22 protein-coding genes and 1 riboswitch are annotated in these 25,529 nt (G+C 62.7%); of the genes, 14 read left to right on the forward strand and 8 right to left on the reverse strand.

Translation table 11 applies throughout. The annotated features are described in order from the left end of the window. Positions 1–267: 267 nt before the first annotated feature. Positions 268–1,035, reverse strand: a complete 768-nt coding sequence (locus NPX02_RS12520) for an AraC family transcriptional regulator (protein ID WP_260293952.1) — start codon at positions 1,033–1,035, stop codon at positions 268–270. A gap of 238 nt (positions 1,036–1,273) precedes the next feature. Between NPX02_RS12520 and NPX02_RS12525 the strand changes: the two genes are divergently transcribed. The 4 genes from NPX02_RS12525 (at position 1,274) to cmoB (ending at position 5,025) form a co-directional block, all read left to right on the forward strand. After that, entirely contained in the window at positions 1,274–2,089 is an 816-nt protein-coding gene (locus tag NPX02_RS12525) for an alpha/beta fold hydrolase (RefSeq protein WP_260293953.1), read from the forward strand. 145 nt (positions 2,090–2,234) lie between these two features. Next, the gene (locus tag NPX02_RS12530; RefSeq protein ID WP_260293954.1) at positions 2,235–3,230 is read left to right on the forward strand and encodes a YhdH/YhfP family quinone oxidoreductase; all 996 of its coding nucleotides are present in this window, start codon (positions 2,235–2,237) and stop codon (positions 3,228–3,230) included. 80 nt (positions 3,231–3,310) lie between these two features. Then, on the forward strand, positions 3,311–4,051 hold the full coding sequence (gene cmoA, locus NPX02_RS12535; protein WP_260293955.1) for a carboxy-S-adenosyl-L-methionine synthase CmoA: 741 nt from the start codon (positions 3,311–3,313) through the stop codon (positions 4,049–4,051). Next, positions 4,048–5,025, forward strand: a complete 978-nt coding sequence (cmoB, locus tag NPX02_RS12540; RefSeq protein ID WP_335342562.1) for a tRNA 5-methoxyuridine(34)/uridine 5-oxyacetic acid(34) synthase CmoB — start codon at positions 4,048–4,050, stop codon at positions 5,023–5,025. Before cmoA ends, cmoB begins: the two co-directional genes overlap by 4 nt. 93 nt (positions 5,026–5,118) lie before the next feature. Here the strand turns inward: cmoB and NPX02_RS12545 are convergent, their stop codons facing one another. Continuing rightward, positions 5,119–6,003, reverse strand: a complete 885-nt coding sequence (locus tag NPX02_RS12545) for a hypothetical protein (RefSeq protein ID WP_260293956.1) — start codon at positions 6,001–6,003, stop codon at positions 5,119–5,121. A 363-nt stretch (positions 6,004–6,366) separates the two neighbouring features. After that, positions 6,367–6,567, forward strand: a riboswitch (cobalamin riboswitch). 160 nt (positions 6,568–6,727) lie between these two features. On the opposite strand from NPX02_RS12545, the gene NPX02_RS12550 reads away from it, so the two are divergent. Together NPX02_RS12550 and nudC are read left to right on the forward strand one after the other, a co-directional pair. Continuing rightward, positions 6,728–6,952 (forward strand): helix-turn-helix domain-containing protein, encoded by a 225-nt coding sequence (locus NPX02_RS12550; protein WP_260293957.1) that lies wholly within the window; start codon positions 6,728–6,730, stop codon positions 6,950–6,952. 46 nt (positions 6,953–6,998) lie between these two features. Continuing rightward, complete coding sequence (gene nudC, locus NPX02_RS12555) at positions 6,999–7,919, forward strand: NAD(+) diphosphatase (RefSeq protein ID WP_260293959.1); 921 nt, start codon at positions 6,999–7,001, stop codon at positions 7,917–7,919. Between the two features lie 339 nt (positions 7,920–8,258). Here the strand turns inward: nudC and NPX02_RS12560 are convergent, their stop codons facing one another. From NPX02_RS12560 to NPX02_RS12570, 3 genes are all read right to left on the reverse strand, one after another. After that, positions 8,259–9,746 (reverse strand): metal ABC transporter solute-binding protein, Zn/Mn family, encoded by a 1,488-nt coding sequence (locus NPX02_RS12560; RefSeq protein ID WP_260293960.1) that lies wholly within the window; start codon positions 9,744–9,746, stop codon positions 8,259–8,261. 30 nt (positions 9,747–9,776) lie between these two features. Further along, positions 9,777–10,103: a hypothetical protein gene (locus tag NPX02_RS12565; RefSeq protein ID WP_260293961.1), complete on the reverse strand. Its 327-nt coding sequence runs from the start codon at positions 10,101–10,103 to the stop codon at positions 9,777–9,779. A 116-nt stretch (positions 10,104–10,219) separates the two neighbouring features. Continuing rightward, positions 10,220–10,783, reverse strand: a complete 564-nt coding sequence (locus NPX02_RS12570) for a DUF2889 domain-containing protein (RefSeq protein ID WP_260293962.1) — start codon at positions 10,781–10,783, stop codon at positions 10,220–10,222. Positions 10,784–10,962: 179 nt separating this feature from the next. On the opposite strand from NPX02_RS12570, the gene NPX02_RS12575 reads away from it, so the two are divergent. Continuing rightward, positions 10,963–11,946 carry an esterase-like activity of phytase family protein gene (locus NPX02_RS12575; RefSeq protein ID WP_260293963.1) on the forward strand — a complete coding sequence of 328 codons (984 nt, stop codon included), beginning with the start codon at positions 10,963–10,965 and terminating at the stop codon, positions 11,944–11,946. Here NPX02_RS12575 and NPX02_RS12580 read toward each other — a convergent pair. Next, positions 11,922–12,575: an arylesterase gene (locus NPX02_RS12580; RefSeq protein WP_260293964.1), complete on the reverse strand. Its 654-nt coding sequence runs from the start codon at positions 12,573–12,575 to the stop codon at positions 11,922–11,924. The two genes, NPX02_RS12575 and NPX02_RS12580, sit on opposite strands and share 25 nt — an antisense overlap. On the opposite strand from NPX02_RS12580, the gene NPX02_RS12585 reads away from it, so the two are divergent. From NPX02_RS12585 to NPX02_RS12595, 3 genes are all read left to right on the forward strand, one after another. Continuing rightward, positions 12,574–13,272: an ABC transporter ATP-binding protein gene (locus tag NPX02_RS12585; protein WP_260293965.1), complete on the forward strand. Its 699-nt coding sequence runs from the start codon at positions 12,574–12,576 to the stop codon at positions 13,270–13,272. The two genes, NPX02_RS12580 and NPX02_RS12585, sit on opposite strands and share 2 nt — an antisense overlap. A 205-nt stretch (positions 13,273–13,477) precedes the next feature. Then, entirely contained in the window at positions 13,478–15,967 is a 2,490-nt protein-coding gene (locus tag NPX02_RS12590; RefSeq protein ID WP_260293966.1) for an ABC transporter permease, read from the forward strand. After that, positions 15,967–18,288: a DNA polymerase II gene (locus tag NPX02_RS12595; protein ID WP_260293967.1), complete on the forward strand. Its 2,322-nt coding sequence runs from the start codon at positions 15,967–15,969 to the stop codon at positions 18,286–18,288. The genes NPX02_RS12590 and NPX02_RS12595 overlap by 1 nt, the downstream gene beginning before the upstream one ends. Positions 18,289–18,320: 32 nt before the next feature. On the opposite strand, the gene NPX02_RS12600 is transcribed toward NPX02_RS12595, so the two are convergent. Next, positions 18,321–19,247, reverse strand: a complete 927-nt coding sequence (locus NPX02_RS12600) for a DUF6782 family putative metallopeptidase (RefSeq protein ID WP_260293968.1) — start codon at positions 19,245–19,247, stop codon at positions 18,321–18,323. 118 nt (positions 19,248–19,365) lie between these two features. Between NPX02_RS12600 and NPX02_RS12605 the strand changes: the two genes are divergently transcribed. From NPX02_RS12605 to NPX02_RS12620, 4 genes are all read left to right on the forward strand, one after another. Beyond that, complete coding sequence (locus tag NPX02_RS12605) at positions 19,366–20,046, forward strand: response regulator transcription factor (RefSeq protein WP_260293969.1); 681 nt, start codon at positions 19,366–19,368, stop codon at positions 20,044–20,046. Further along, positions 20,036–21,313, forward strand: a complete 1,278-nt coding sequence (locus NPX02_RS12610) for a sensor histidine kinase (protein WP_260293970.1) — start codon at positions 20,036–20,038, stop codon at positions 21,311–21,313. Before NPX02_RS12605 ends, NPX02_RS12610 begins: the two co-directional genes overlap by 11 nt. Positions 21,314–21,608: 295 nt before the next feature. Beyond that, positions 21,609–21,959, forward strand: coding sequence for a hypothetical protein (locus NPX02_RS12615; RefSeq protein WP_260293971.1), 351 nt, complete (start codon positions 21,609–21,611; stop codon positions 21,957–21,959). A 147-nt stretch (positions 21,960–22,106) separates the two neighbouring features. Beyond that, complete coding sequence (locus tag NPX02_RS12620) at positions 22,107–23,960, forward strand: SulP family inorganic anion transporter (RefSeq protein ID WP_260293972.1); 1,854 nt, start codon at positions 22,107–22,109, stop codon at positions 23,958–23,960. Positions 23,961–24,029: 69 nt separating this feature from the next. Here NPX02_RS12620 and nhaA read toward each other — a convergent pair whose 3' ends face one another. Then, positions 24,030–25,403: a Na+/H+ antiporter NhaA gene (gene nhaA, locus NPX02_RS12625; RefSeq protein WP_260293973.1), complete on the reverse strand. Its 1,374-nt coding sequence runs from the start codon at positions 25,401–25,403 to the stop codon at positions 24,030–24,032. Positions 25,404–25,529: the final 126 nt, after the last annotated feature.

Consider the following 25,529-nt stretch of genomic DNA (forward strand, 5'->3'; position numbering starts at 1 on the left):
CGTTGAGCATGGCGTACTTCTTACAGAATGCTACGGTTTTTTATCGAAATCCTACGCCAGATGGCCGATGCGGCACGAATACCAGCGGTAAACGGGTGCCCGGGGATCGGCTTTCCCAAGTATCAGTTATTGCTGAAAAGTTACTACTCACGGGAAATCGGCATACTTTGCCGACCTCAGGTGATGGCTGGATCAAGATCGGCCAACAAGGCAGGCAATCACTTACAGACGGGGTGCGTAGTTATGCTGAAAAAATCAAAAACAGAACTACTGCTTGAGCCGATATTGCCGGGGCGTGATGTCATTGTACCGTTTAAACACCTGGGCGAAGGCGCTCTGACTGGAGAATCCGGTCTGCACGCTGACATCGCTCAACGGCAGCCGAGTGCTCTCCAGGAGAAATTTGGCATGTTGCAGACGTTGCCGGGTGATGTACTGATTCGGGGTTACCCCGGTCTCCTCCCGGAACACGCTGAAAAAGTGGCTCGGACTCATACAGGCGATCAGCGCCAACTCCCGCACCAGCATCTTCTGATTGAGATTGGCCTCGATATAGGCATCGAGCACGTCCATGTTGAGCCGTTTTGAAGGGCGTCGCTCCGCTTGCCGGCTGGCGCGCCGGGAGAGCAGTTGCAGCAGACAAACGCCAAAACTGCGCGCCAGGGACTCATCCTCGGGGTAGCTTCTCATCTCCTTGACCGAAAGCTGCAGCAGCTGGCGCACCATCGGATCCACCCTGAAAAAACCTGATCGATCAAACAGTTCCGACAGGCAGTTCAACTCCACCTGGTCCAGCGGCTCGGCCGGTCGATCCGGCACCGGTACATTCAGCACCAGGATTTCGTTGCTGTCGATGCCGCAGAACGAGTGGCTCAACGAGGACGGGATCAGGCAACCGAGATGATTGCAGACCAGATCGCCGCGGCCCTCCACCTCGAATTCCGCCCGCCCCTGCACCCCCAGGATAATCTGGTGGTACAGATGGTCATGTTCGACACTCTGTTTCGGTAACTGGATAACTTGTGTGTTCAGCATATGCTCTCTTCTGAACCGATGACCAAACATTAGTCGCGGCTTTTGGCCGCTTCGCAAAGCCTGCTCTATCCGACCGGTAGGCCGGACACTAAAGAATACCCCCATTAGCTGCATCAATAAACCTATTAATGCCAACACCCATCCCGGGGCGTCAATCGTCCGGTGGTTACCGGGGAAACCATGTCCCAAACCCGGTTGTTGCGCTGCAACCCAGCGGTTAAAGTGAGCGGTCATTTCAGTGAAAGGCCGTCACACACCCATGTATTCCGAACAGGCAATCGACGACCGGGGAGCGGGCGCACCCCTGATCCTGCTGCACAGCTCCATGAGCGACCGGACCCAATGGCGCAAGCTGGGCGAACAGCTGCTGAGCCGCTACCGGGTGATCGCTATCGATCTGTACGGTTATGGCGAGAGCGAATGCCCCCCCGCTCCCGAGGATTTTACCCTGGCCGAGGAGGCGCAGCGGGTGGCCAGGATCATCCGGCAACGCCTGGGGGATCGGCGCTTCCATCTGATTGGCCACTCCTACGGCGGCGCCACCGCGCTCCGCCTCACCCATGAACAACCGTCCAGCGTCCTGTCCCTGGGGCTGTACGAACCGGTGGCGTTTCATCTGCTGGCGAGCAGTGAACCGGCGCACCGGATCATCCGCCAAGTGGCGGAGCGGGTGGCTGAATGCCTGGCTGCCGGGAATACGGCCGCCGCCACAGCGCACTTTATCGACTTCTGGAGCGGCACGGGCACCTACCAGGGACTCCCGGCGGAGCGGCAGCAGATGCTGGACCGCTACATTGCCAAGGTGTCTCTCGATTTTCAGGCGCTGCTGCGGGAACCCCTCAAGGCGGCCGATTACCGGGAGCTGACAGTGTCGGTCTGTCTATTGCGCAGTCGGGAGAGCCCCCTGCCGACCCGCCGCATCGCCGAGATACTGGAACGGACCCTGCCCCGGCTGGAAGCCCACTGGGTCCGCGGCGGACACATGGCCCCCATCAGCAACGCCGGGGAGGTGAATCCGCACTGGATAGACTTTCTCGACCGCATCCGGGAGTGAGTGGACCACCCCACCAGTTTCAATGGATCACCCTGGCCGGCTTGCCTGAAACACCCCCGATTGCTAGTTTGATAACAGATCACCGACTCGTGGCGCTGACCCGTACGCGACCGGCTAACCCCCACCTATTGACAGGAGATGGATGATGAGCGAAAACCAATTTCGCGCCCTGGTCGTTGAAGAGGCCGAAGCAAAAAAATACATCTGCGGCATCAAGACCCGCGCTATTGATGATCTACCGGCCGGCGAAGTGCTGGTACGGGTGCACTACTCCGCGCTGAATTACAAGGATGCCCTCTCTTCGGTCGGCAACAAGGGGGTGACCCGCAACTATCCCCATACCCCGGGGATCGACGCCGCCGGTAGCGTCGCCGCCAGCGAACATCCCGACTTCGCGGTGGGCGACGAGGTGATCGTCACCAGCTATGACCTGGGCATGAATACCGACGGCGCCCTGGCCGAGTATATCCGCGTGCCCGCGGCCTGGGTGATCCAGCGGCCACAGAACCTGAGCCTTAAAGAGGCCATGATGTTCGGCACCGCCGGCCTCACCGCCGGACTGATGATGAATGCCCTGGTGAACCACGGCGTCACCCCCGAACGCAGCCCGGTGCTGGTTACCGGCGCCACCGGCGGTGTAGGCAGCCTGGCCGTGGCAATGCTCGCCAGGGCCGGCTTCTCGGTCACCGCCGTCACCGGCAAGGCGGATGCCGCGGACTTCCTCAAGTCCCTCGGCGCCGACGCGGTGCTCGGCCGGGAGGCCATTATCGAAACCGAACGCCCCCTGCTCAAGGAGCAGTGGGCCGGCGTCATCGACGTGGTGGGGGGCGATATGCTCGCCAGCGCCCTCAAGGCGACCCGCTATGGCGGCACCGTAACCTGCGCCGGGCTGGTGGGCTCCCCGGAACTGCACACCAGCGTGTTCCCCTTCATCCTGCGCGGCATCTCGCTGATCGGCATCGACTCGGCCGAGTGCCCCATGGCAACCCGGATGGCGGTCTGGGAGCGCATGGCCGGCGAGTGGAAACCGGACTGCCTGGAGACCCTGACCACCGAGATCGGCCTGGATGAGGTGGCGGAACGGTTGCAGGCAATCCTCCAGGGCCAGGCCCACGGCCACTACCTGGTCAGGATAGCCTGACACCCGTCAGATAGGGATATAATGGCCGCCGCGGCAGTGCTGCCGGCGGCCATTCTTCTTTCCAGACCATCGACCACACCATGAAACAGGATTCAGAACAGGACCGAGTCTATGCCGACCCCAGAAACCGGGTTGACGAATTCGTCTTCGACCAGCAGGTAGCACGGGTGTTTACCGACATGATCGGGCGCTCGGTACCCGGTTATGACAGCGTGATCAACCTCAGCAGCGTGCTGGCGGCGCAATACGTACAACCGGACAGCCTCTGTTACGACCTGGGCTGTTCCCTGGGCGCCACCGCACAGGCGTTGCGGCACGGCATCCGGGTGCCGGGCTGCCGCATCCTCGCGGTGGACAATTCACCGGCCATGCTGGAGCAGGCGGTAGAGCGATTGCCGGCGGCAGCGGACCGGACACCCATCGATTTCATCTGCGCCGACATCGCGGAGATGGCGTTCGACAACGCCTCCCTGGTGACCCTCAACTTCACCCTGCAGTTTATCCCGCTGGCACAGCGCAGCGCGTTGCTGAGCCGTATCCACGCCGGACTGCGGCCGGGCGGCATCCTGATCCTCTCGGAGAAGATCCGCTTCGACGATCCCGAGGAGGAGGCGCTGCAGATCGAGATGCACCACGCCTTCAAGCGGGCCAATGGCTATAACGACCTGGAAATCAGCCAGAAACGCAGCGCCCTGGAAAATGTACTGATCCCGGAGACGCTCAAACAGCACCGCAACCGATTGCAGCAAGCCGGCTTCCGGCGCGCCGACCTCTGGTTCCAGTGTTTCAATTTCGTCTCCCTGGTGGCGCGCAAGGGATGATCGACTTTCGAACACTCTATTCGGCGATGCAGGCCCACGGGCTGGGAGCCTGGGCGGAACAGTTGCCGGGGCAGCTGGAGCAGCTTTTCACCCAGCGTCCCCATGGCGATCTGGAGCGCTGGCTCGCCGTGATTGCCCGACTTCCGGTACCGGAACCGGGAGTGGTGACACTGGACCGCTCCCAGGTCGGTGCCGCCGGCACCCGACCCCTGACGGAGACTGAACAGCAGACGATCCAGGCACTGCTCCAGGAGTTACACCCCTGGCGCAAGGGCCCGTACCGGATCCATGGTATTCATATCGATACCGAGTGGCGCTCGGACTGGAAGTGGGACCGGGCGCGCCCCCACATCACTCCGTTGGCGGGCCGAAGCGTGCTGGACATCGGCTGCGGCAACGGCTATCACTGCTGGCGCATGGCCGGTGAGGGGGCCGGTCTGGTGGTCGGCATCGACCCGACCCAGCTGTTCCTGGCCCAGTTCCTAGCCATACGCCACTTTCTTGGCGAAGACTGGCCGGTGCATCTGTTGCCGCTGGGCATCGAGCATCTGCCGCCCGACCTGGGCGCCTTCGACACGGTCTTCTCTATGGGTGTGCTCTACCACCGGCGCTCCCCCATCGACCACCTCTATGAGTTGAAGGCGACCCTGCGTCCGGGGGGCGAACTGGTTCTGGAGACCCTGGTGATAGAGGGCGGGCCGGGACAGGTGCTGTTGCCGGAGGGCCGTTACGCGAAGATGCGCAATGTCTGGTTCATTCCCACCCCTGCCACCCTCGCGGGCTGGCTGGAACGCTGCGGCTTCCGCGACGTGCGGGTGGTGGATGTAACCCCCACCAGTACCCGGGAGCAGCGCGCCACCGACTGGATGCGCTTCGAATCCCTGGCCGATTATCTCGATCCGGCCGATCCCGGCCGTACCATCGAGGGATACCCGGCACCCACGCGGGCGGTCCTGGTGGCCACCGCACCCTGAGGTCGGCTTGGTTCGCGTAAAGGGGTCCGTAAAGGGGTCAGAGCCCTTAACATACGCCCCATTAGCCCGGGGCGGGGCTCCTACAGGTGCTTGTTAATTGCCCCCCGCCGCCATCTTCAAGGCCTGCTCGATGCCATCCGGCGCATCGGATATCTTCATGAAGGTGGTCATGGTCAGATCGGGGAAGCTCTGGGCAATACGGAACTTGCCGTGCAGCATGTAGACCTTGCCGCCCGAGACCAGCAGATCATAGGGCAGATGGGCGGTATGCCGCATCGCGGCCTGATCGATAATCTGCATCACCGGAGCGTCCGCCCCGGCACCCTGCTTCACCGCCACATTGAACAGTGACTCCTCCTTGCCGATCACATCCACCCGGGAGATCAGGGTCACCCCCCCTTTACCGGCGGCCAGGCCGGCCTCGACGGCGTCCAGCGCCGCCTGGTGGGAGTCATAGCTGGCCAGCTCCACCTGATCGTCAAAATAGGGCATGAACATCATGTAGTGATATTCGCGCAGGTTCTCCACCGTGCGGCCACCCTCCGAACCGAAGGTGTTCTCCCGCCCCAGGGCGGCCTGCAGACGGTCGGACAGCGCCTTGAAATCACCCGCCATGCGGTAGACATTGCCCATCCACCGCGGATCGGTATAGCTGACCTGTACGGCCCCGTCCTGCTCCGTCAGGGAGACCCGGAGGGCTACGCCATAGCCGCCCATGGGGGACCCCGCGGCCTGCTTGCGCAGACTCTCGTCGGTAATGATCAGGATATGCGCACCGGCATAGGGGACATATTCACCGGCGATGGCAAAACCCGCCTGACCCAGTGCCGCCTGGACCGATTGCAGCTTGGCATCCAGCGGAGTCTGGCTCGTCTCCGCCAGGACGAAGGGCCTGAGCCGATCCGCGTCCTGAGCCATGAGGGAAAAACTGGTTAATAAGAGTGACAGCAGCACGGCTGCAATTTGAACAGTTCGCATGGTTTCCTCCCAAGATTGTAACGGGCCTTCGCACCGGCCTCTTTTATCTGCTCACAGGGGTGAGCGATACAAATCTAGCAGATCGATCCTGAGAATAACATTCGATATTTTTAATTTGGCAATAAGCCATCGAACACAAAACCCTGGGATTGGGAGGTTTTTGCATGCCGACCAGAGACCCGGGAGAACCACGGACTCACACAGATAAACACCGATTCAGCATTCTGATCTCCTATCTGTGTGAATCCGTGTCCATCCGTGGTTCCTTATTAGCCGGGAATTGGAGAACTAAACGGCTATTGAAAGCCATAACTTAGAATTGCTGCCGTAGAGCAACGCGCCTTGCGCTGATCAGCGGGCTGTCGCTAGAATGGGCGCGATGGTTCCGACCGGCGTCAGCCGATGGGATTAAAAAGGGAACACGGGAGGGGAAACCCGAGCCGTGGCTGCCCCCGCAACTGTAGGCGGAGAGTTCATGTCATCTTGCCACTGGAGAGATCCGGGAAGGCGACATCCGAACAGCGACCCGCGAGCCAGGAGACCTGCCATCGACCATTCACCTTTTCACTGGGGCGGGGTGTCCCAAAGGAACCAGACCATGACGAACCTGCACTATCCGGCGGTGTGCCTGACCCGCCAGCATCTTACCTGCCTGCGCCATCCGCTGACCGACGCTCTGTAAACCGTCGCGGCCGCCTTCATTCCCGATTTCGCAGGAAGCAACATGCATAACAGTGACCCCGAGGCGTTTGCCCAACGACTGAACAGCTGTCTCCATCAGGCCCGTATCTCGCAACTGGAGCTGGCCAACCGGACCGGCCTCAAGCCGAGTCAGATCAACCACTTCTGCTGCGGCAGACGGCTACCCAATCTCCGCAACTTCACCAAGATCTGCCGCTCCCTGCCGGGCGCCGATCCACGCTACCTGATGGGGCTGAAAGAGGGTTGATCGCGATTTTGCATTCGCGCCCGATATTGGCCATGCTACATTCATCATGAATCAACCCAACTACTACAGCAGCCAGGGCTTTGACCGACTGGATCGTTATCGGGATGATCCCGAGTGGCTGCAGGCGATGCTGAACGCGGAAAACAGCCGCCTGCTGCCGGTATGGCGCAATAAGCATCTGGTCAATCGCCAGCAGCGGCCGATCTCCTTTCCGGGCAACCGGGATGCCGGACTACTGGCCCTGGACGGGGAACTGGTGCTGCTAGGCAGCGATCCCGACGGCATCGTCTGGCTGGCCCTGGACATCTCCCACCTGGAGCAGCCGACAGAACACCTGCCCGCCCGGCCGGAGCAGCGTTTCGAGGATCTTCGGGTCGTCGGACCGCTGCTGGACCATCGCAGCGGTGCCCTGCTGGCCCATGCCCGGGCGATGACCTACTGGCATCGGCAGCACCGCTTCTGCGGGGCCTGCGGCAACCCGACCAAGTCCACCCGCTCCGGACACATGCGGGTCTGCAGCAATCCGGCCTGCGGGCGGTCGCACCATCCGCGGACCGACCCGGCGGTGATCATGCTGGTGCACGACGGCGACTACTGCCTGCTGGGCCGACAACCGAGCTGGCCGCCGGGCATGCATTCCACCCTGGCCGGTTTTGTCGAGCCGGGCGAGAGCCTGGAGGACGCGGTGGCGCGGGAGGTGAGCGAGGAGGCCGGCATCCGCGTGACGGAAATCCGCTACCACTCCTCTCAGCCCTGGCCGTTCCCCTCCTCCATCATGCTCGGCTTCTACGCCCGGGCGGCCTCCACCGCTATCCAGGTGGACGGCCTGGAACTGGAGAGCGCCGGCTGGTTTCACCGGGACCAACTGCTGAACTCACCCGAGAACGAACAGTTCCATCTCCCCAGACGGGACTCCATCTCCTGGCGCCTGATCGAGACCTGGATGCACGGGGAGCATTGTGACTGAGGGCCGCGAGGAGTGGTGCAGGAGGAGTGGTACAGGGATGTACCGATAACGGAGCCGAGGATGCAATGCACCGTTTACGAACCTAAGGATGGAATGAACGCGAATAAGGGGTGTAGGGTGGGTTAGGTGTGCCCTGCGCTGGGGGTGGCGGTCTGCATCGCTCCATGCGCGCACCGTAACCCACCGTTTTGGCCACCGCCGATGTGTTGGGTTACGCGGCGCCCGAGCCTTATCGTGGTCTGGATGCGCAGTGCCTGTGCGCCGCTAACCCAACCTACGGGACTCCCATGCGCGGTATCCGCGTGGGCACAAACTGCGTGCCCACCCTACCCGCCTTGATCAGGGTTTAGCAGCCGTCTGTTTCGGCAGATAGGCGTTCAGCCCCTCCACCATCTGTTTGGCCGAGATGCCATGGGCGAACTTGGTGATGAACTCGCCGTTGGGCGCCATCAGATAGACGCTGGCCGAGTGATCCATGATGTAGAGATCGGGATCGCCGCCCTCCTCGATCACCTTCTCGTACCTCACCTTGTAGGCCTTGGCCACCCGCTCGATCATCGCCTTGGTGCCGGTGAGTCCCATCAGCTCCTGATTGAAGTACTTGACGTAGTTCTTCATCACCTGGGCATTGTCCCGCTCCGGGTCCACGGTGATGAAGTAGGGTTTGATCAGGGCGGCCCGCTCGCCGAGCATATCCAGCGCCAGCGACATCACCTGCAGCGAGGTGGGGCAGATATCGGGGCAGAAGGTGTAGCCGAAATAGAGCATCTGGTACTTGCCCAGCAGGTCCTTCTCGGTGACCAGCTTGCCGTTGTGGTCGATCAGCATGAACTTGCCGCCGATGCGGTTGGTTTCCGGTTCAAACTGCTCAGCCGTTGCCAGCGCGGCCGGCTCGCCGCTGTACTGGAGACAGCTCTTGATGGCGGCGGTGTTCTCCTCCATGAGCTGGAAATAGAGCTCCGGACCGGCGGCGAAGCCGCTGCCCAGGCTATCCAGGACACCGATATTGATATCGACCCCCTCGGTCAGCAGCGGCAGTTCCGGCATCGGCATGCCCCGTTCGGTCAGCAGACAGCTGTAATAACCCTCTTTCAGCCGGGCATGGCTCTGCAACAGGTTGATCGCCTCCAGCGGCTGTTCCGGCGACTGGGTCAGCACCCCGCGAATCTTCAGCGCATAGGCCTGCTCGAAATACTGCAAGGTATCAAAGTAGGCCATGCCCACCCCGCTCTTCAGCCCCCGGTAGCCATACTCCAGGCGCCGGTCCAGCTCGGCCACCCGCACCAGCAGCTTGGCGCGGTTCCTCCGGTAGAGATGGGCGCGGCCGTTGTCCGCGTCCATCAGGGCCCGGGCCAGCTCATCCACCAGGATCAGGGTATTGCGGCTGTCCATCCAGATAAACGGGTCGCGTTCGGTTGAATCCTCGCGCTTGCTCCAGCGGGAGGGCAGAATCTTCAGTTCCGGATTATCCAGCAGGGTGACCACCTGCCTGCCCGACTGTTGCGCCTGCGTCACCGGTCCGATCAGAAACTTCTCCAGCTCAGGCCCCACCCAGACGACCAGGTCGGCCGCGGCCAGGCTGGCCTGCTGCGCCTCGCTCAGCCGGTAGCCGAACGGCAGCGCATCCCCCTCCAGCAGCAGCTCCGGTCCTTCGGTACCGACCATCAGGCCGGCCAGGATGGAGTGGATCGGCTTGATGCTGGTGACCACGCGGAAGGCCGTCTCCGCCAGCAGAGACTGGCTGCCCAGCAACAGCAGAAGCGCCAGCAATGGAACCGGCACTGAATGAAGAATCGAACGGGAAAAAGCTGCGCTGAATCTGTTCACGAATACCTGCCCACCTGCGGTTGCCACGATTTATTGCTCGGCAAACACGGCATCCAATACCAGGATTGCCGCGTCTACCTGTTTGCTGAAGGCCACTTCCGCGGGACAGCTCGCCTTGGTTTCAATGAATTTCAGAAAGGCGGTATTGGTCTCCTGGTCGAATGCCTCGCCATATTGCCGGCGCTTGGGAAGCGCCAGCACCAGGGCCTTTTTCATGCGCTGGGTTTCGCTCAGAAAACGGCAGTGGAGTGCCACGCCGTTCAGTTCGCCCAGTTGCTGTATGGCGTTGAACTGCTTGTCATCCATGCCTTCCGCCTGCGCCAGGCCGTTGAACAATAACGCTGCTAGCAATGGCACAATCAACCGCATACCTATCATCTGTCTCTCTCACGCATTGATTTAAGGGAAATCGAAGCGCCGATTATAGAGACCCCTGACAACAGGGTAATTGCCCAATATCAATTGAAAACTGATCAGCCCTCATCATCCCGGGGACCGGTGAAGAATTCCGGCCAGCGCTGCTTGACCTCCGGACCGTCGCTGACCAGGGCGATGCAGGTGTCGAGGATGCGCGGCCGGCTGCGCGTTGGTTGCCGACTGGCGCGCTCCTCCAGGGCCGAATGCATGGTCTGATAGGCGGTGGTGGCGAGCGGTCCCAGCAGTTCCATCAGATGGGTGCAGCTGGCCCGGCGCTCCACCCGGCTCCTCACCTCGCGCATCCAGCCGGGACCGATCTTCAGGCCGATCAGCCGGCGCATCGCCTCCGCCGTCTGCTTGCACACCGGATAAGGGGTGTCGTCGGAGACGGCAATCACATCATGAATGACAAAATCGAGATCCAGGGTCACCCGCAGATGCAGTCCATGCACCGGCGCACCGGGTTGCATGTAGCCGCGGTGACGGGTATCGAAGCCGAAGGTCTTGGTATCGGTCAGATGGGCTTCCAGATCCCACAGCCCATCCTTGCGCAGATAGCCCTCGCAGGTGATTTTGCGGGTATGGAGATGTTCACGTTCAACAGGTCGGGGTAACGGCACGGCGGTTCTGTCTCATCGGTCGAGGGGGACTGGGAAAGATAATATCAACTGCAACGAATATCAAATCAGAAGCCGACTATCGAGCGAAACAGGCGGCTCCGGTGGCCGGATTCGGCTTGCCGGGGGCCTGTCACGATGCGGCTTGACGGCACCTCCACCGGCGCCTATCGTCGCCCAATATGTCTCGATATAAATCACTCGCATTGCTGCTGATCCTCTCCCTGCAGGGCCTCCCGGGGCACTCCGCCGGCCTGGTCGGAGAGCCGATCCGTCTCGCCAACGGTGTCGGCGACGGCGACCGTTTCATGGGCGTCGAGTTGCTGGGGAGCCTGTCGTTGAAGGGAGATCCGGCGCTCGCTGAACTCTCCGGTCTGGCCTGGGATGAGGACGAGCAGACACTGCTGGCGGTCTCGGACAGGGGATGGCTGCTGTGGCTGAAGCCTCACTTCAGCGAAGGGCATCTCAGCCAGGTGGAGTTGACGGCCAGCTACCCGCTACGCGACCGGCGGGAGGCCCCACTACGCAGCGGCTGGCGCGACGCCGAAGGCCTGACCCTGGAACAGAGCGCCAACGGGATCCAGGGAGACACCCGTCTGATAGTCTCGTTCGAACGCCGTCACCGGATCGAAAGCTACCGCCCCGACGGTCGCTGGCTGGCCACCCTGCCCCTGCCCGCAAGATTGCGGGAAACCGGTTACCGACCGAAAAGCAATCGCAGTCTGGAGGCGGTCACCCTGCACCCGCAACACGGCCTGGTCACCGGCCCGGAGTCCCCCCCCGATGGCCGCCCCCCTTATCTGGCCAATTATCTGATCAATGCCGCCGGACAGGTCTGGGAGTATGCGTTCAAGGAGCCGGATGGTGCCCTGGTGGCGCTGGAGGCGCTGCCGAATGGCGACCTGATCCTGCTGGAGCGGGCCTACACCTCGATCTTCTCTCCCTGGGTGATCAGTCTGACCCGCATCCGCGCCACCGACCTCGCTACCGGCTCAACCATGGACACAGAAACCATCGCCCGCTTCGACAGCGGCCAGGGCTGGCTGATGCAGAACATGGAGGGGCTGACCCGCCACCGGGAGATGCGCTTCTTCATGGTCAGCGACGACGGGAGCCTGCCCTGGGCCCAGACTCAGCTGCTCTATTTCCGCATCGTCTCTGAGTGAGTCACCGCCAGGTCCCCTGCCGGCTCACCGTCCAGCATCGGCCGCAGCCGCTCCCAGACATGCTCCAGCATCAGCGGTTGGCCTTGCGCGTTGGGATGGATCCCGTCGCCCTGCATCCACTCCGGCCGATCCGCCACCCCCGCCAGAAAGAACGGCACCAGGGGCACACGGTGCTGTTCGGCCAGCTCCCGGTAGATTCCCAGGAACTTCTCGGTGAACGCCTTGCCGAAATTTGGAGGCAGCATCATCCCCAACAGCAGCGGGCGGCTATCGGCGTTCCGGGCAAGTGTTATCATCTGATCCAGGTGGTCGCGAGTCTGATGGTTGCCGAGCCCCCGCAGGCCGTCGTTGCCACCCAGTTCGATAATCAGGATCTCCGGCTGGAACTGTGCAAGCGCCCGGGGAAGCCGTGCCAGACCACCGGCCGTGGTGTCACCCGAGATACTGGCGTTGACCACCCGATGCGGGTAACCGGTCTCCTGCAGGCGGATCTGCAGCAAGGCCACCCAGCCGCGGCTACGCTCAATACCGTAGGCCGCGCTCAGACTGTCACCCAGAACAACAATCACCGGCTCGGCAGCCGATACATTGGACATAGCCAAAATCAACAACAGGAATAGTCTCTTCATGGACACAGATCATACCCCAGACAGCATCCTGGTAAAGGCCACCGGCGTGGGTAAACGGGTAAACGGACCGGGTGGCAGCCTGACCATCCTGGACGATGTCTCGTTGCAACTCGCCAGCGGCGAGGTCACTGCCATCCTCGGTGCCTCCGGCTCGGGCAAGTCCACCCTGCTGGGACTGCTGGCGGGGCTGGACGAGGCGAGCAGCGGCCAGATCGAACTGTTCGGTACCCCGCTGAACGCGCTCGATGAGGACCAGCGCGCCGCCCTGCGTGCCGGCAAGGTCGGCTTTGTCTTCCAGTCCTTCCAACTATTGCCCGGCATGACGGCCTTGGAGAATGTGATGCTGCCGCTGGAGCTGGCGGGGGTCGCCCGCCCGGCGCAGGGGGCCGGCGAGGCGCTGCGCCAAGTCGGCCTGGCCGATCGACTGCACCACTATCCCGCCCAGCTCTCCGGCGGCGAGCAGCAGCGGGTCGCCATCGCCCGCGCCTTCGCCTCCGGCCCCAAGGTGCTGTTCGCCGATGAGCCCACCGGCAGTCTCGATCAGGCCACCGGCAGCCGCATCATCGACCTGCTGTTCCGGATGCGCGAGCAGACCGGGGCGGCACTGCTGCTGGTCACCCACGACGAGCGGCTGGCGGCGCGCTGCGATCACCGCCTGCAGATCGAGAACGGACGTTTGGAGCAGGACACATGGTAACTACTCACGGGGTGATTGGCCTGCCTTGCCGGCCTCACACGATGGCTTGTATCCTCGAATCCGGCCCCTATTTCAGCGCCTGCCCAAACTCGCTTCGCTCAAACAAGGGCAGGCTTGAATCTGAAAAAGGGGCCGGATCCGAGGCGCCATCAAGATCGGCCAACAAGGCAGGCCAATCCCTTACAGACCGAGCGAGATACGACACATGAACACCCTCCTGCTGGCCCTGCGCTTCCTGCGCCACGACTGGCGCAGCGGTGAACTGCGGCTGCTGGTGCTGGCCCTGATTATCGCCGTTTCGGCCGTGACGGCGGTGGGATTCTTCACCAACCGGGTCGAGCAGGCGATGGTGCTGCAGGCCAATCAGGTGATGGCGGCCGATCTGGTACTCTTCAGCCACCGCCCGATTGCCGAATCCTTCGAACAGCGCGCGACCGAACTCGGTCTGCGCACCGCCCACACCCTCAGTTTCCCCAGCGTCATCCTGCACCGGGACGAGACCCAGCTGGTGGAGGTCAAGGCGGTGAGCCGCGACTATCCCCTGCGCGGCGAGCTGCGTGTCCGACCCCAGGCGGCGGCCGAAGAGCAGCGCGTCACCCGTCCACCCGCGGCGGGCAACCTGTGGGGCGAGGCGCGGCTGATGGCGGCCCTCGAACTGCAGCCGGGAGACCGGGTCTCCCTGGGTGAGCTGAACCTAAACCTGGAGCAGATCCTGAGCCGTGACTCGGCCCTCGGCAACAACTTCTTCCGCCTCGGCCCGGAAGTGCTGATCGCCCTGGAGGATATCCCGAAAACCGGCCTGGTCACCCCGGCCAGCCGGGTGCACTATCGCCTGCTGGTGGCCGGCGAGCGGAACCCGGTGGAGAGCTACCAGCGCTGGGCCCGGACACGGCTGCCGCGCGGGGTGCGCCTGGAGCACCTGAGCAGCGCCCGCCCCGAACTGCGCAACACCCTGGACCGGGGCAGCCGCTTCCTCAGTCTGGCGGCGCTGGTGGCGGTGCTGGTGGCCGGCGCCACCGTCGCCCTCTCTACCCGCCGCTTTGTCGAACGCCAGTCGGACACCAGTGCCATCATGCGCTGCCTGGGGGCCAGCCAGTCGCTGATCCTGTGGGTGCTGCTGCTGCGGCTGCTGCTGCTCGGCCTGCTGGCGAGCCTGCTGGGGATCGCCGTTGGCTGGTTGGCGCAGTACCTGCTGGCCGGCCTGCTGAGCGACTGGTTCGGCGGCACCCTGCCGTCGCCGACCCCCTGGCCGATCCTGGTGGGGCTGGGCACCGGCCTGATCACCCTGGTCGGCTTCACCCTGCCGCCGGCCCTGCGCCTGGGCGCCGTGCCGCCGCTCCGGGTGCTGCGCCGCGACCTCGGGGCACCGCCCGTCAGCACCTGGCTGCTGGCCGTTTGCGCCATCGGCGCCATGGCGCTGCTGATGCGCTGGCAGGCCGGCGATGCGACCCTGGCCGGCTGGGTTCTGCTCGGCACCCTCGGCACGGTCTCGCTGCTGCTGTTGGCGGGCTGGCTGCTGATCCGCCTGCTGCGGCCGTTGCGCCATCGCGGCGGAACGCGTTGGCGCCAGGGGCTCGCCGGACTGCTGCGGGACCCCGCCATGACCACCCTGCAGCTCACCGGCTTCGGCCTCGGGATACTCGCCATGCTGCTGCTGGGGATTATCCGCACGGATCTGCTGGACGCCTGGCACCGCACCATCCCGGAGCAGGCCCCCAACCATTTCTTGATCAACATCCAACCGGAGAACGTGGCGGGGATGCAAGAGTTCTTCCGCCGCGAGCAGATCCAACCGGCCGGCATCTACCCCATGCTGCGCGCCCGCCTCACCCGCATCAACGACAAACCGGTGGCTCCCGAACAGTATCAGGATGACCGCGCCCAGCGACTGGTGGAGCGGGAATTCAATCTCTCCTGGGCGGTCGAGCCGCAAACCGGTAGCCGGATTGTCTCCGGCCGCTGGTGGGGGGATGAGAACCGGGAGGCGCCCCTGTTCTCGGTGGAGACGGGGATCGCGGAGACCCTCGGCATCAAGCTGGGTGACCGGCTCGGTTTTGACCTCGCCGGGGTGCCCATAGAGGCCCGGGTCGCCAACCTGCGGCAGGTGCGTTGGGACTCGTTCCAGCCCAACTTTTTCGTCATCGGCACCCCGGCCCTGCTGCGGGATCATCCCACCAATTACATCACCAGTTTCTACCTGCCGCCGGGCCGGGAGGCGCTGCTGGCGCAACTGGTACGCCAATACCCCTCGGTCACCATCATCGACGTCAGCGCCATTATGCGGCAGATCCGCGAGATCATGCAGCGCGGTTCGCTGGCGGTGGAGTATGTCTTCCTGTTCACCCTGGCGGCCGGCCTGCTGATGCTCTACGCCGGCATCCAGGCGAGCCGCGAACACCGCCGCCAGGAGTCGGTGGTGCTGCGCACCCTGGGGATGCAGCGCCGCGGGCTGATCGAGGCGGCCGGGATCGAGTTCGTCACCCTCGGCCTGCTGGCCGGCACCCTGGCCAGCCTGTGCGCCACCGCCACCGGCTGGTTCATTGCCACCGAGGTGTTCGGCTTCAATTTCCAGCCCAGTCTCTGGACCGCCATTGTCGGCATCCTCGGCAGCGGTTCCGCCATCGGTATCGCCGGGGTATTGGCCACCTGGCCGTTGACAGTGCGGCCGCCGTTACGGATGCTGCAGGACGGCTGATGACCCGGCAGCACTACAACGCCTTCCTGCTGACCCGACACTGGCGCGACACCCCGCAGGGGGTCGAGCTGCAGTTTTGGGCCCATTCACCCGCCGGGCCGCTGCGGCTGATCTATCCGCGGCAGCAGGCGGTCTGTTTCATCGCGCGGGACTCCGAACTGCAGCTGGATAGCCCCGCGGTGACGCGCAAGCCACTGCAACTGACCGATCTGCACGGCCAACCGGTGGATGGGCTCTATTTCCACCAGCAGCGCCAGTTGCAGCAGTTCCGCGAACGTACCGCCGGCAGCAGCACCCTGCTGCTGGAATCCGACATCAAGGTTGTCGACCGTTTCCTGATGGAGCGCTTCGTCACCGCACCGCTGCAGGTGAGCGGCGAGCCCGTCCAGCGCAACGGTTATCTTGAGCTGATCAATCCGCGCATCCGGCCCGCCGATTACCAGCCGGAACTCAGTTACCTGAGCCTGGATATCGAGACCGATGGGACCGCCAACCAGGTCCTCTCCATCGCCTTCTGCGGTCCCGGGGTGGCGCGCATACTGATGCAGGGTACCGCGGCCGACTGGCCCAGCGACCAGCCGATCCACTGGGTCGACGACGAGGCGCAGCTACTGCGGACCTTCCTGCAGCAGTTCGCGGAACTCGATCCCGACCTGATCCTGGGCTGGAACCTGATCAATTTCGACCTCGACTACCTGGAGCGGCGCTGCAAGGCGCACCACATCCCCTTCACCCTGGGGCGCGGCGGCGAGCCGGCGGCCGTCCTGCAGCCGCGGCAGAGCGGCCAGGGGCGGGTGGCCAGCATCCCCGGTCGGGTGGCGCTGAATGGCATTGACAACCTGCGCGCCGCCTTCTGGTCGTTCGAGAGCTTCTCGCTGAACCATGTGGCGGGGGAGCTGCTGGGGCGCAAAAAGCTGATCAGTGACGGTCAGGACAAGGTGGCCGAGATCCGCCGCCAGTTCCGCGAGGAGCGCCCGGCGCTGGCCGCCTACAACCTGGAGGATTGCCGGCTGGTCGAGGATATCGTCCACAAGACCGACCTGATCGCCTTCGTGCGCCAGCGCGCCACCATGACCGGCCTGGCGCTCGGCCGCCAGGGGGGATCGGTGGCGGCATTCGACAACCTCTACCTGCCAATGCTGCACCGCGAAGGGGTGGTGGCCCATGACATCGGTGCCTTCCGGCACTCGCAAACCAGCCCCGGCGGCTATGTGATGGATTCCCAGCCGGGACTTTACCGCAACGTGCTGGTGCTCGATTTCAAGAGCCTCTATCCCAGCATCATCCGCACCTTCCGCATCGATCCGCTGGGCATGGCCTTTCCCGGTGACGATCCCATCCCCGGATTCCTGCAGGCGGAATTTTCCCGGGAGCGCCATCTACTCCCCTCGATCATCTCCGCCCTCTGGGCCAAACGTGATAGCGCCAAGCTGCGCCAGGACAAGGCGCTCTCCCAGGCGACCAAGATCATCATGAACTCCTTCTACGGGGTGCTCGGTTCCAGCGGCTGTCGCTTCTACGACCCGCGCCTGGCCAGCAGCATTACCCGACGCGGCCATGAGATCATCACACGCAGCCGCGACTGGCTGGAGGAGGCCGGCTATCCGGTGATCTATGGCGATACCGATTCGCTGTTCGTGCTGGTCGGGGAGGATTTTGACGAGGCCCGGGCCAAGCGGACGGGTCAACAGCTGGCCGTCGATCTCAACCACTGGTGGAACGACACCATCGCCCGGGAATTCCGCGTTGAATCGGCCCTGGAGATCGAGTTCGAGACCCACTTCATCCAGTTCATCATGCCCACCATCCGCGGCGCCAGGATCGATATTGGAACCGGCAGCAAGAAGCGCTATGCCGGGGTGGTCCGCAATGCGGCGGGGGAGTACGAACTGGTGTTCAAGGGGCTGGAGAGCGTGCGCAGCGACTGGACACCTCTGGCGCAGCGCTTCCAGCGCGAGCTCTATCGGCGGATCTTCTTCAACGAACCCTACGCGGCCTATATCAGCGACCTGGTCCAGCGCCTGAAACGGGGTGAGCTGGACCGGGAACTGGTCTACCGCAAGCGGCTGCGCCGCAAGCTGGACGAGTACCTGCGCAATGTCCCGCCCCATGTACAGGCAGCGCGAAAACTGGACAAGCCACGCCGCACCGTCAGTTACCTGATCACCCTGAACGGACCGGAACCGGTGGAGCGGCACACCAGCCCCATCGACTACCAGCACTATATCGACCGCCAGATCGCCCCGGTGGCCGACGGCATCCTGCACTTTCTCGACGACAGCTTCGAGCGCATCACCGCGGACCAGCTGACGCTGTTCTGAATCAGGAACATGCCCGGTCCGGGGCGGGTCTCCTACCGGTTAATGCGCTCTTCGGGCAGGCAGTTCGACGCGGGCGGCCCGGGGATTGTTCCGATCACATCCAGGTCCTGACAACCATAATTACGGCCATCCGGCAGTACGCAAAGCCGATCGAAAAAATCCCCGGGTAACCGCCGGTACTGCTCGATAAGATGGGATTCATCCAGCATGTCCAGGTAGCCCGAGACGGCGTTGCGATAATAGCCGGTGGTACGCCCGGGGGAGGTGTACCATTGGCGAAACGCCGCCCGCATTGCCGCCAGCTCGTCACCCGACTTACCGATCTCGCTCTCGAACGCGCGGGCAATATCGGCATACTTCGGGAAGCCCAGCAGTGTGTCCCAGAGCCCGGACTCACCCCGCTGTTTCAGGCGCCAGGCAAACAGCGCCGAGAACGCCTGTACATCCGCCTCCACGGCGAAGGTGAGGCGCACCATTTCGGGCATGGCGTAGTCCAGTGATTGCCGGTAACCCTGCTGTACATGGGCGACGTGCCGCAGCTCGTGCACCACGATGGCCGTCTGCTGCGGAAGACTGAGATGCTCCCTGACGGCAATCACGTTATAGCCATAGTCGTAATAGCCACGGTTACCGTCGGCACGGTCCTCGATGCAGAAGGCGACACCGGCCTGGCTCGCCGTCGCCAGCGGGTAGCCGGCAAGCTCCCGATCCCGTCTCAGATAGGCAAAAATGACCCCAAACCGGCTGGCGGCCTGGTTGACCTCATGCGGTCTGTCAAACCGGTAACAGCGTGATGCGGCGTCCGGGTGCCACTGCCTCAGCCCGCCCGCCTCCCGGGAATCCGAATTCTGATCAAGGGTGTCGCCACGCAGCGGCGCCAGGCAGAGGACAGAAAGCACAAGGAGTACCCCCGACCAGAATCGATTGCGGTACAAGTCATGTGCTGCACGAGTTGGCATAGGTTCATTCCATCCTGGATTCCGCGATTTCCGAATCAGCATAAATCACTGATACCTATAACATGCAAGCGCCACTCAAGGCCATGATCGACCCGGAGAGAAGTGCTAAAGTAACGGCATGCATCTACTACTGATTGAAGACAATCCTGATCTGGTCGAGAACCTGTGCGAGTTCCTTGAGTCCACGGGACACACGGTGGATATCGCCTACAACGGCATCACCGGCCTGGGGTTTGCGATAGAGAACAGCTATGACGTGATCATCCTCGACCTGATGCTGCCCGGCCTGGATGGTCTGGAGGTCTGCGCCTGGTTGCGCCGGGAAGGCCGCGACACCCCGGTACTCATGCTGACCGCGCGCGACACACTGCACAACAAGCTGGAGGGATTCGCCAGCGGGGCTGACGATTATCTGGTCAAGCCCTTCGCGCTGCCCGAACTCGGGGCGCGCGTCGGCGCCCTGGCCCGGCGTGCCCGCCGGGAGATCACCCAGCAACGCCTGATTGTCGCGGACCTGCAGTATGATCCCGATACGCTGCGCGTGGAACGCGCCGGACGACACATCGAACTCGCCCCCATACCGCTGAAGATTCTCGCCCTGCTGATGCGCCGATCCCCCGGCGTGGTGCGGCGCGAAGAGATCGAACGTGAGATCTGGGGCGACGCTCCCCCCGACAGCGACACCCTGCGCGCCCATCTGCACGCCTTGCGGACCGCCATCGACCGCGGCTTTGAATCCACTTTGCTGCACACCATCCGCGGCATGGGCTATCGGATCGCCGGCCCCAATGGCCAGTAACTGGAGTCTGCGCAACCGGGTTGCCGTCACCCTCGCCCTGTTCGGCGCCGTGGTCAGCCTGGCACTGGCCGTCATCATCTATCTCACCTCGCACGATCTGGAGACGCGACTGATCGATGACACCCTGGTGGCGGAGCTGGACGACTACGTGGCGCGGCGGCAGCGCAATCCACTCTCCCTGCCCGTGCGCACGGCCACGATCCGCACCTACGTGGTCGCCGAACAGGGAGGGACCCACCCCATCCCCGAGGAAGTCAGCGCACTCGGTCCGGGGCGCCACAGTCTGAAGGTCGACGGCGTCGGTTATCGTGCCGCCGTGCGCGAGGTGCGGGAACAACGCTTCGTCGTACTCTATGACACCAGCGCGCTGCAACGTCGGGAGCGGGGTTTCCTGCTCCTGCTGTCCGGCAGCGTGCTCATCGTCACCCTGATTTCCGCCCTGGCCGGACGCTGGCTGGCGGCGCTGATCATCGCCCCGGTCACCGAGCTGGCACGCCGGGTGGCACGGCTCCATCCCGAAGATGAACCGACCACGCTGGCGCGTGAGTTTCCCTGGCTGGAGATTCACCAGCTGGCCGGGGACTTCGACACCTATCTCAAACGGTTACACGATTTCATCGAGCGCGAGCGCCTGTTCACCGGTGATGTCAGTCATGAATTGCGCACCCCCATTGCGGTCATCAACGGCGCCACCGAATTGCTGATGATCGATCCGACACTCGACGAAAAAAACCGCAACCGGGTTGCCCGTATCTCCCGTGCCGCCACCGAGATGGGCGAGATCTCCGCCGCCCTGCTGGCGCTGGCCCGGGAACAGGGTGATGCCAGCAGCCAATCCACGGAATGCGACATCCTGGGGATTGTGCGGGAGCTGATTGCGCGCTATCGCGACTTCTTCAGTCACAAGCCGGTCGAACTGCTGCTGGAGGTCGGGGCGTTATCGGACAGGCAGGTGGATCACGCCATCCTCTCCATGGTGCTGGGTAATCTGCTGCGCAATGCCCTGAGCTTCACCGCGCGGGGCGAGGTGCGCATCCGCCTTGATGCCGAGACCATCCGTATAGAAGACTCGGGACCAGGGCTGGACACCGCGAATCCGGCGGAACTGTTTCGGCCCTACGTGCGGGGCAGCCAGAGCAACGGGGCGGGCCTGGGACTCTCACTGGTATGGCGCCTGTGCGAACATGAAGGCTGGCAAATTTCGCTGGAGAATCTTCCTGGCGGCGGAACCCTGGCCCAACTCGACCTGTCACCCTCCAGCCGCTGATTTTTTCAGCCCCCAGACCGTTTATACACTCCCTTAACATTGCCTATCCACTCCCTATACCACCGATTCTGTAAGGTAACGCGGTGTGAATGCCAAGTCCGTTAGGTTGGGTTCGCAAGCTCACCCCGACCTACAAACTGTCCACCCCGCAGACACCCGCTGGCCCTATACCGGGAACGGATCCTCCCCTTGTCGAGGCGCTGCACGGGCATGGCGCGCACGGAAAATACGAGTCGGGAGGGCGTGTCCGCTATCCCCTTAGGTTTCTCATTGAACCATCACTTCAGGATTTACCATGCAGTACATACATGCCTTACCCTGCACCCCGCTGAAAAGTGGCCTGCGGTTTCTCCGTAACCGCTACCTGCTGTCGATCCCTCTGCTGTTGCTGGCCGCCTACGTACTGAGTGTCGGCCAGTTGATGCTGCTCGCCCTGGCGTTCGGACTTGCGCTGGGTTTTGTTGAGCGGATCAATAATTTGGAGCATGTCGCCGCGCGGTTCAGCCCAGGCACCCACACCCTGAAAACCTTCGATGGCGGCGCATTTCCGACCGAGCAGCGGCCTGCGCGTCCACGGGCGGGCGGCAAGGTCGTCCATGACGGTGGCAGCTTTGAACGTGCGCGCTTAGGGTCTGTCAAGAAATAAAGGTCACATCTTGCTGGTCTTTTCGTCCGCCTTCGGCGTTACGGCAAGACTTACATAGAACGACTATGCGCGCCTTGCCGCGCCTTGAAGGCAAACGAAAATCCGGCGCAATCTGTAACCTTTATTTCTTTCCAGGCCCTTACCACGATGAAAGCACTCTCTGCTGATGCAAACAGCTTTACCGGGGCGGATCAACCGATCTCGATTCCCCAGCGCCTGCTGCTTCTGCTGCCGTTCCTGCGCTGGCTACCCGGAGTCACCGGCCAAAGTCTTCGACTCGACCTGATGGCCGGGTTGACCGGGGCGGTCGTGGTACTGCCCCAGGGTGTCGCCTTTGCCACCATCGCCGGCATGCCGCCGCAGTACGGCCTCTACACGGCCATGATCACCCCCATCATCGCCGCACTGTTCGGCTCGTCACGGCATCTGGTATCCGGTCCGACCACGGCCATCTCCATCGTCGTCTTCTCCTCCGTCAGTCAATACGCCACCCCGGGCACCCCGGAGTTTGTGCAACTGGTGTTGACCATGACTTTCCTCGCCGGCGTCTATCAGTTCGCCTTCGGCGTGGCGCGCCTCGGCGCGCTGGTGAATTTTGTTTCCCATACCGTGGTGGTGGCCTTCACCGCCGCGGCGGCGATCCTGATCGCCACCAGCCAGATCAAGCATGTCCTGGGACTGGAACTGGCGCGTGGCCACTCCTTTGCCGACACCTGGATCGGTGTCTTTCAGCAGCTTAACCAGACCAACGGCTACGTGCTGGTCATCGCCATCGCCACCCTGGGCGTGGCACTGTTCAGCCGGCGCCTGTCACGCAGAATGCCGCATCTGCTGCTGGGCCTGGTCGTCGGTTCGCTCGCCGCGCTGTTTGTGGGCGCTTCCGCGCACAACGTCGCCCTGGTCGGCAGCATTCCGGCCCAGCTGCCGCCACTCTCCAGCCCGCTGTTCAGCATGGACGCCATTCGGATGCTGGCGCCTCAGGCGTTCGCGGTGGCGCTGCTTGGCCTGATCGAGGCGGTATCCATCGCCCGCTCCGTCGCCACCCGTTCCAACCAGCGTATCGACGGCAATCAGGAGTTCATCGGACAGGGTCTCTCCAATATCGTCGGCAGCTTCTTCTCCAGCTATGCGGGTTCCGGCTCCTTCACCCGCTCCGGCATCAACTATGACGCCGGCGCCCAGACCCCTATGTCGGCCATCTTCGCGGCACTCATGCTGATGATCATTGTCCTGCTGATAGCCCCCTTGACCGCCTATCTGCCGGTGGCGGCGATGGGTGGTGTTATTTTGCTGGTGGCCTACAACCTGGTCGATTTTCACCACATCCGTGCCATCTTTAAAACTAGCCGGCCGGAGACGGCCATCTTTCTCGTCACCTTCTTCTCCACCCTGTTTCTGGAGCTCGAATTTGCCATCTATATCGGGGTTCTGCTGTCACTGGTGATCTTTCTGGCCAACACCTCAAAGCCCAAGATCACCCTGCTGGCACCTGACCTGACACAGAAAAGCCGGGTGTTCACCGATATTGAGACCAAGCCGCTCCAGGAGTGCAGACAGCTCAAGGTGGTGCGCGTGGACCGCTCCATCTATTTCGGTTCGGTCAGTTATCTGCAGCTGAAACTGCAGACGATCGAGGCCAGGTACGGTGTCAAGCATATCCTGCTCATTGCATCCCGTATCAACTATATCGACATGGCGGGTGCCGAGCTGCTTACCCAGGAGGCAAAACGCCTCAAGGCGGCGGGCGGCGGACTCTATATCTACGGGTTGAAGGATGAACTCTGGCAGTTTCTGGCCGAAGGCGGTTATCTGCGGAGCATCGGCGCGCAGTATTTCTTTGACAACAAATCCGATGCCATCAGCGCCATCTACCGCAAACTCGACCGGCAGGTCTGCCGGCAGTGCGTCAACCCCATCTTCATCGAATGTCAGCGCGAACAATTGACCACATCTGACGGCATTGCCCACCGGCCACGGGCCGACGCGGTAGTGGGCGTATGAGTATGGTTGCCTGGTGTCACGGCATTTCGGCATATCCACATCTTTGGCCGTGATTGCGGGCCGATCGGTCTAGGCTCGCGCCCTGTCATTGCAGACCAAGCGTAGCCAGAGCCAGCCCAGGATCCCGGCCAACAGGGAGGCCACAAGAATGCCCGATTTGGCGGCGACCAGCTGATCGGCCTGGGTGAAGCCGAGATCGGCAATGAAGATCGACATGGTAAATCCCATGCCACCCAGCATACCGATACCGATAATGTGCCGCATATCAAGCCCCTCCGGAAGACGACCCAGCCGGAGTCTGACCGCGAGCCACGCCAGCAGCGGGATGCCGATGCTCTTGCCCAGCACCAGGCCCAGCACGATACCCGAAGCGAGGGCGTGATCCCACAGGGCATGGAGGGTGTTGGGCGAGATTGGGATACCAGCATTCACCAGGGCGAACAGCGGTAATACGAACAGCGCTACCGGGTGCTCCAGCGCCCGCTCCCAACGGCGCAGCGGGGTGGTGGCCTTCTCCGCCGCCACCTGCACCCCCTCGACGAGGTCGTGCTGATCGTTACTGCTGAGGATGTTTTCCGAGCTGTCACTCTGCCGTTCAATGTGTTCAAAACGCCTCATCAGACGCCGTACACGTTGCAAGAACCAGTCGGGCTCCCGCGTCGGGCGCGCCGGTACGGTGAACGCCACCAGGATGCCGGCCACCGTGGCGTGAACCCCCGACTGGTACAGCGTGCCCCAGACCAGCACACCACCTGCCAGATAGGCCCAGGATTTGCGGACACCGAGGAGATTAAACAGCAATAGCGCGGCAAAGCCGAGGGCACTTGAAGCCAGGTAGAGGAAATCGATGGTGTCGGTGTAAAAGACCGCAATCACCAGGATGGCTCCTATATCGTCAATAATGGCCAGCGCGGTCAGGAAGACGAAGGCCGTGGGTGGAATCCGCCGTCGCAACAGCGCCAGTATACCCACTGCAAAGGCGGTATCGGTGGCCATGGGAATCCCCCAGCCATGTTCCGTAGCGGTACCGAAGTTGAGCGAAAGAAACAGCAAGGCCGGAAACACCATGCCGCCGATGGCGGCGGCAATCACCGGCATCATCCGCTGCAGATTCCTCAGTTCACCTGCCAGCAATTCCCGCTTGATCTCCAGGCCCAGTAAAAAAAAGAACAACGACATGACGGCTTCATTGACCCAATGATGCAGGCTCATGCTCAGGAGTTGGTTGCCCACCACCAGGCCGAAGGGGAGCTCGACAAAGGCCTGGTAATCATCCCGGAATGGCGAATTGGCCAACAGCAGTGCGATAGCGGTACAGAGGATCAGCAATATACTGCTGGTGGTTTGATCCCGGATGAAATACTGAAACGGCGTGACTACCTTTTCAAATCGCCGTTCCAGTTTGGTTTGAATTGAACTCCCGTCTGTTGACTGTTTATCCATAAATTATTATCGCCGGCTGAAAATCCTCTATCGGCCATACACGCAATGGGGAACAACGGCATGGGAGTTTCACACCAGTATAGTTGCTCCCCGGTGCAGCAATCCGGATAACGCCCCACTTCGACC

The organism is Sedimenticola hydrogenitrophicus (genome assembly GCF_025175675.1).
In the GTDB taxonomy this organism is placed as follows: domain Bacteria; phylum Pseudomonadota; class Gammaproteobacteria; order Chromatiales; family Chromatiaceae; genus Sedimenticola; species Sedimenticola hydrogenitrophicus.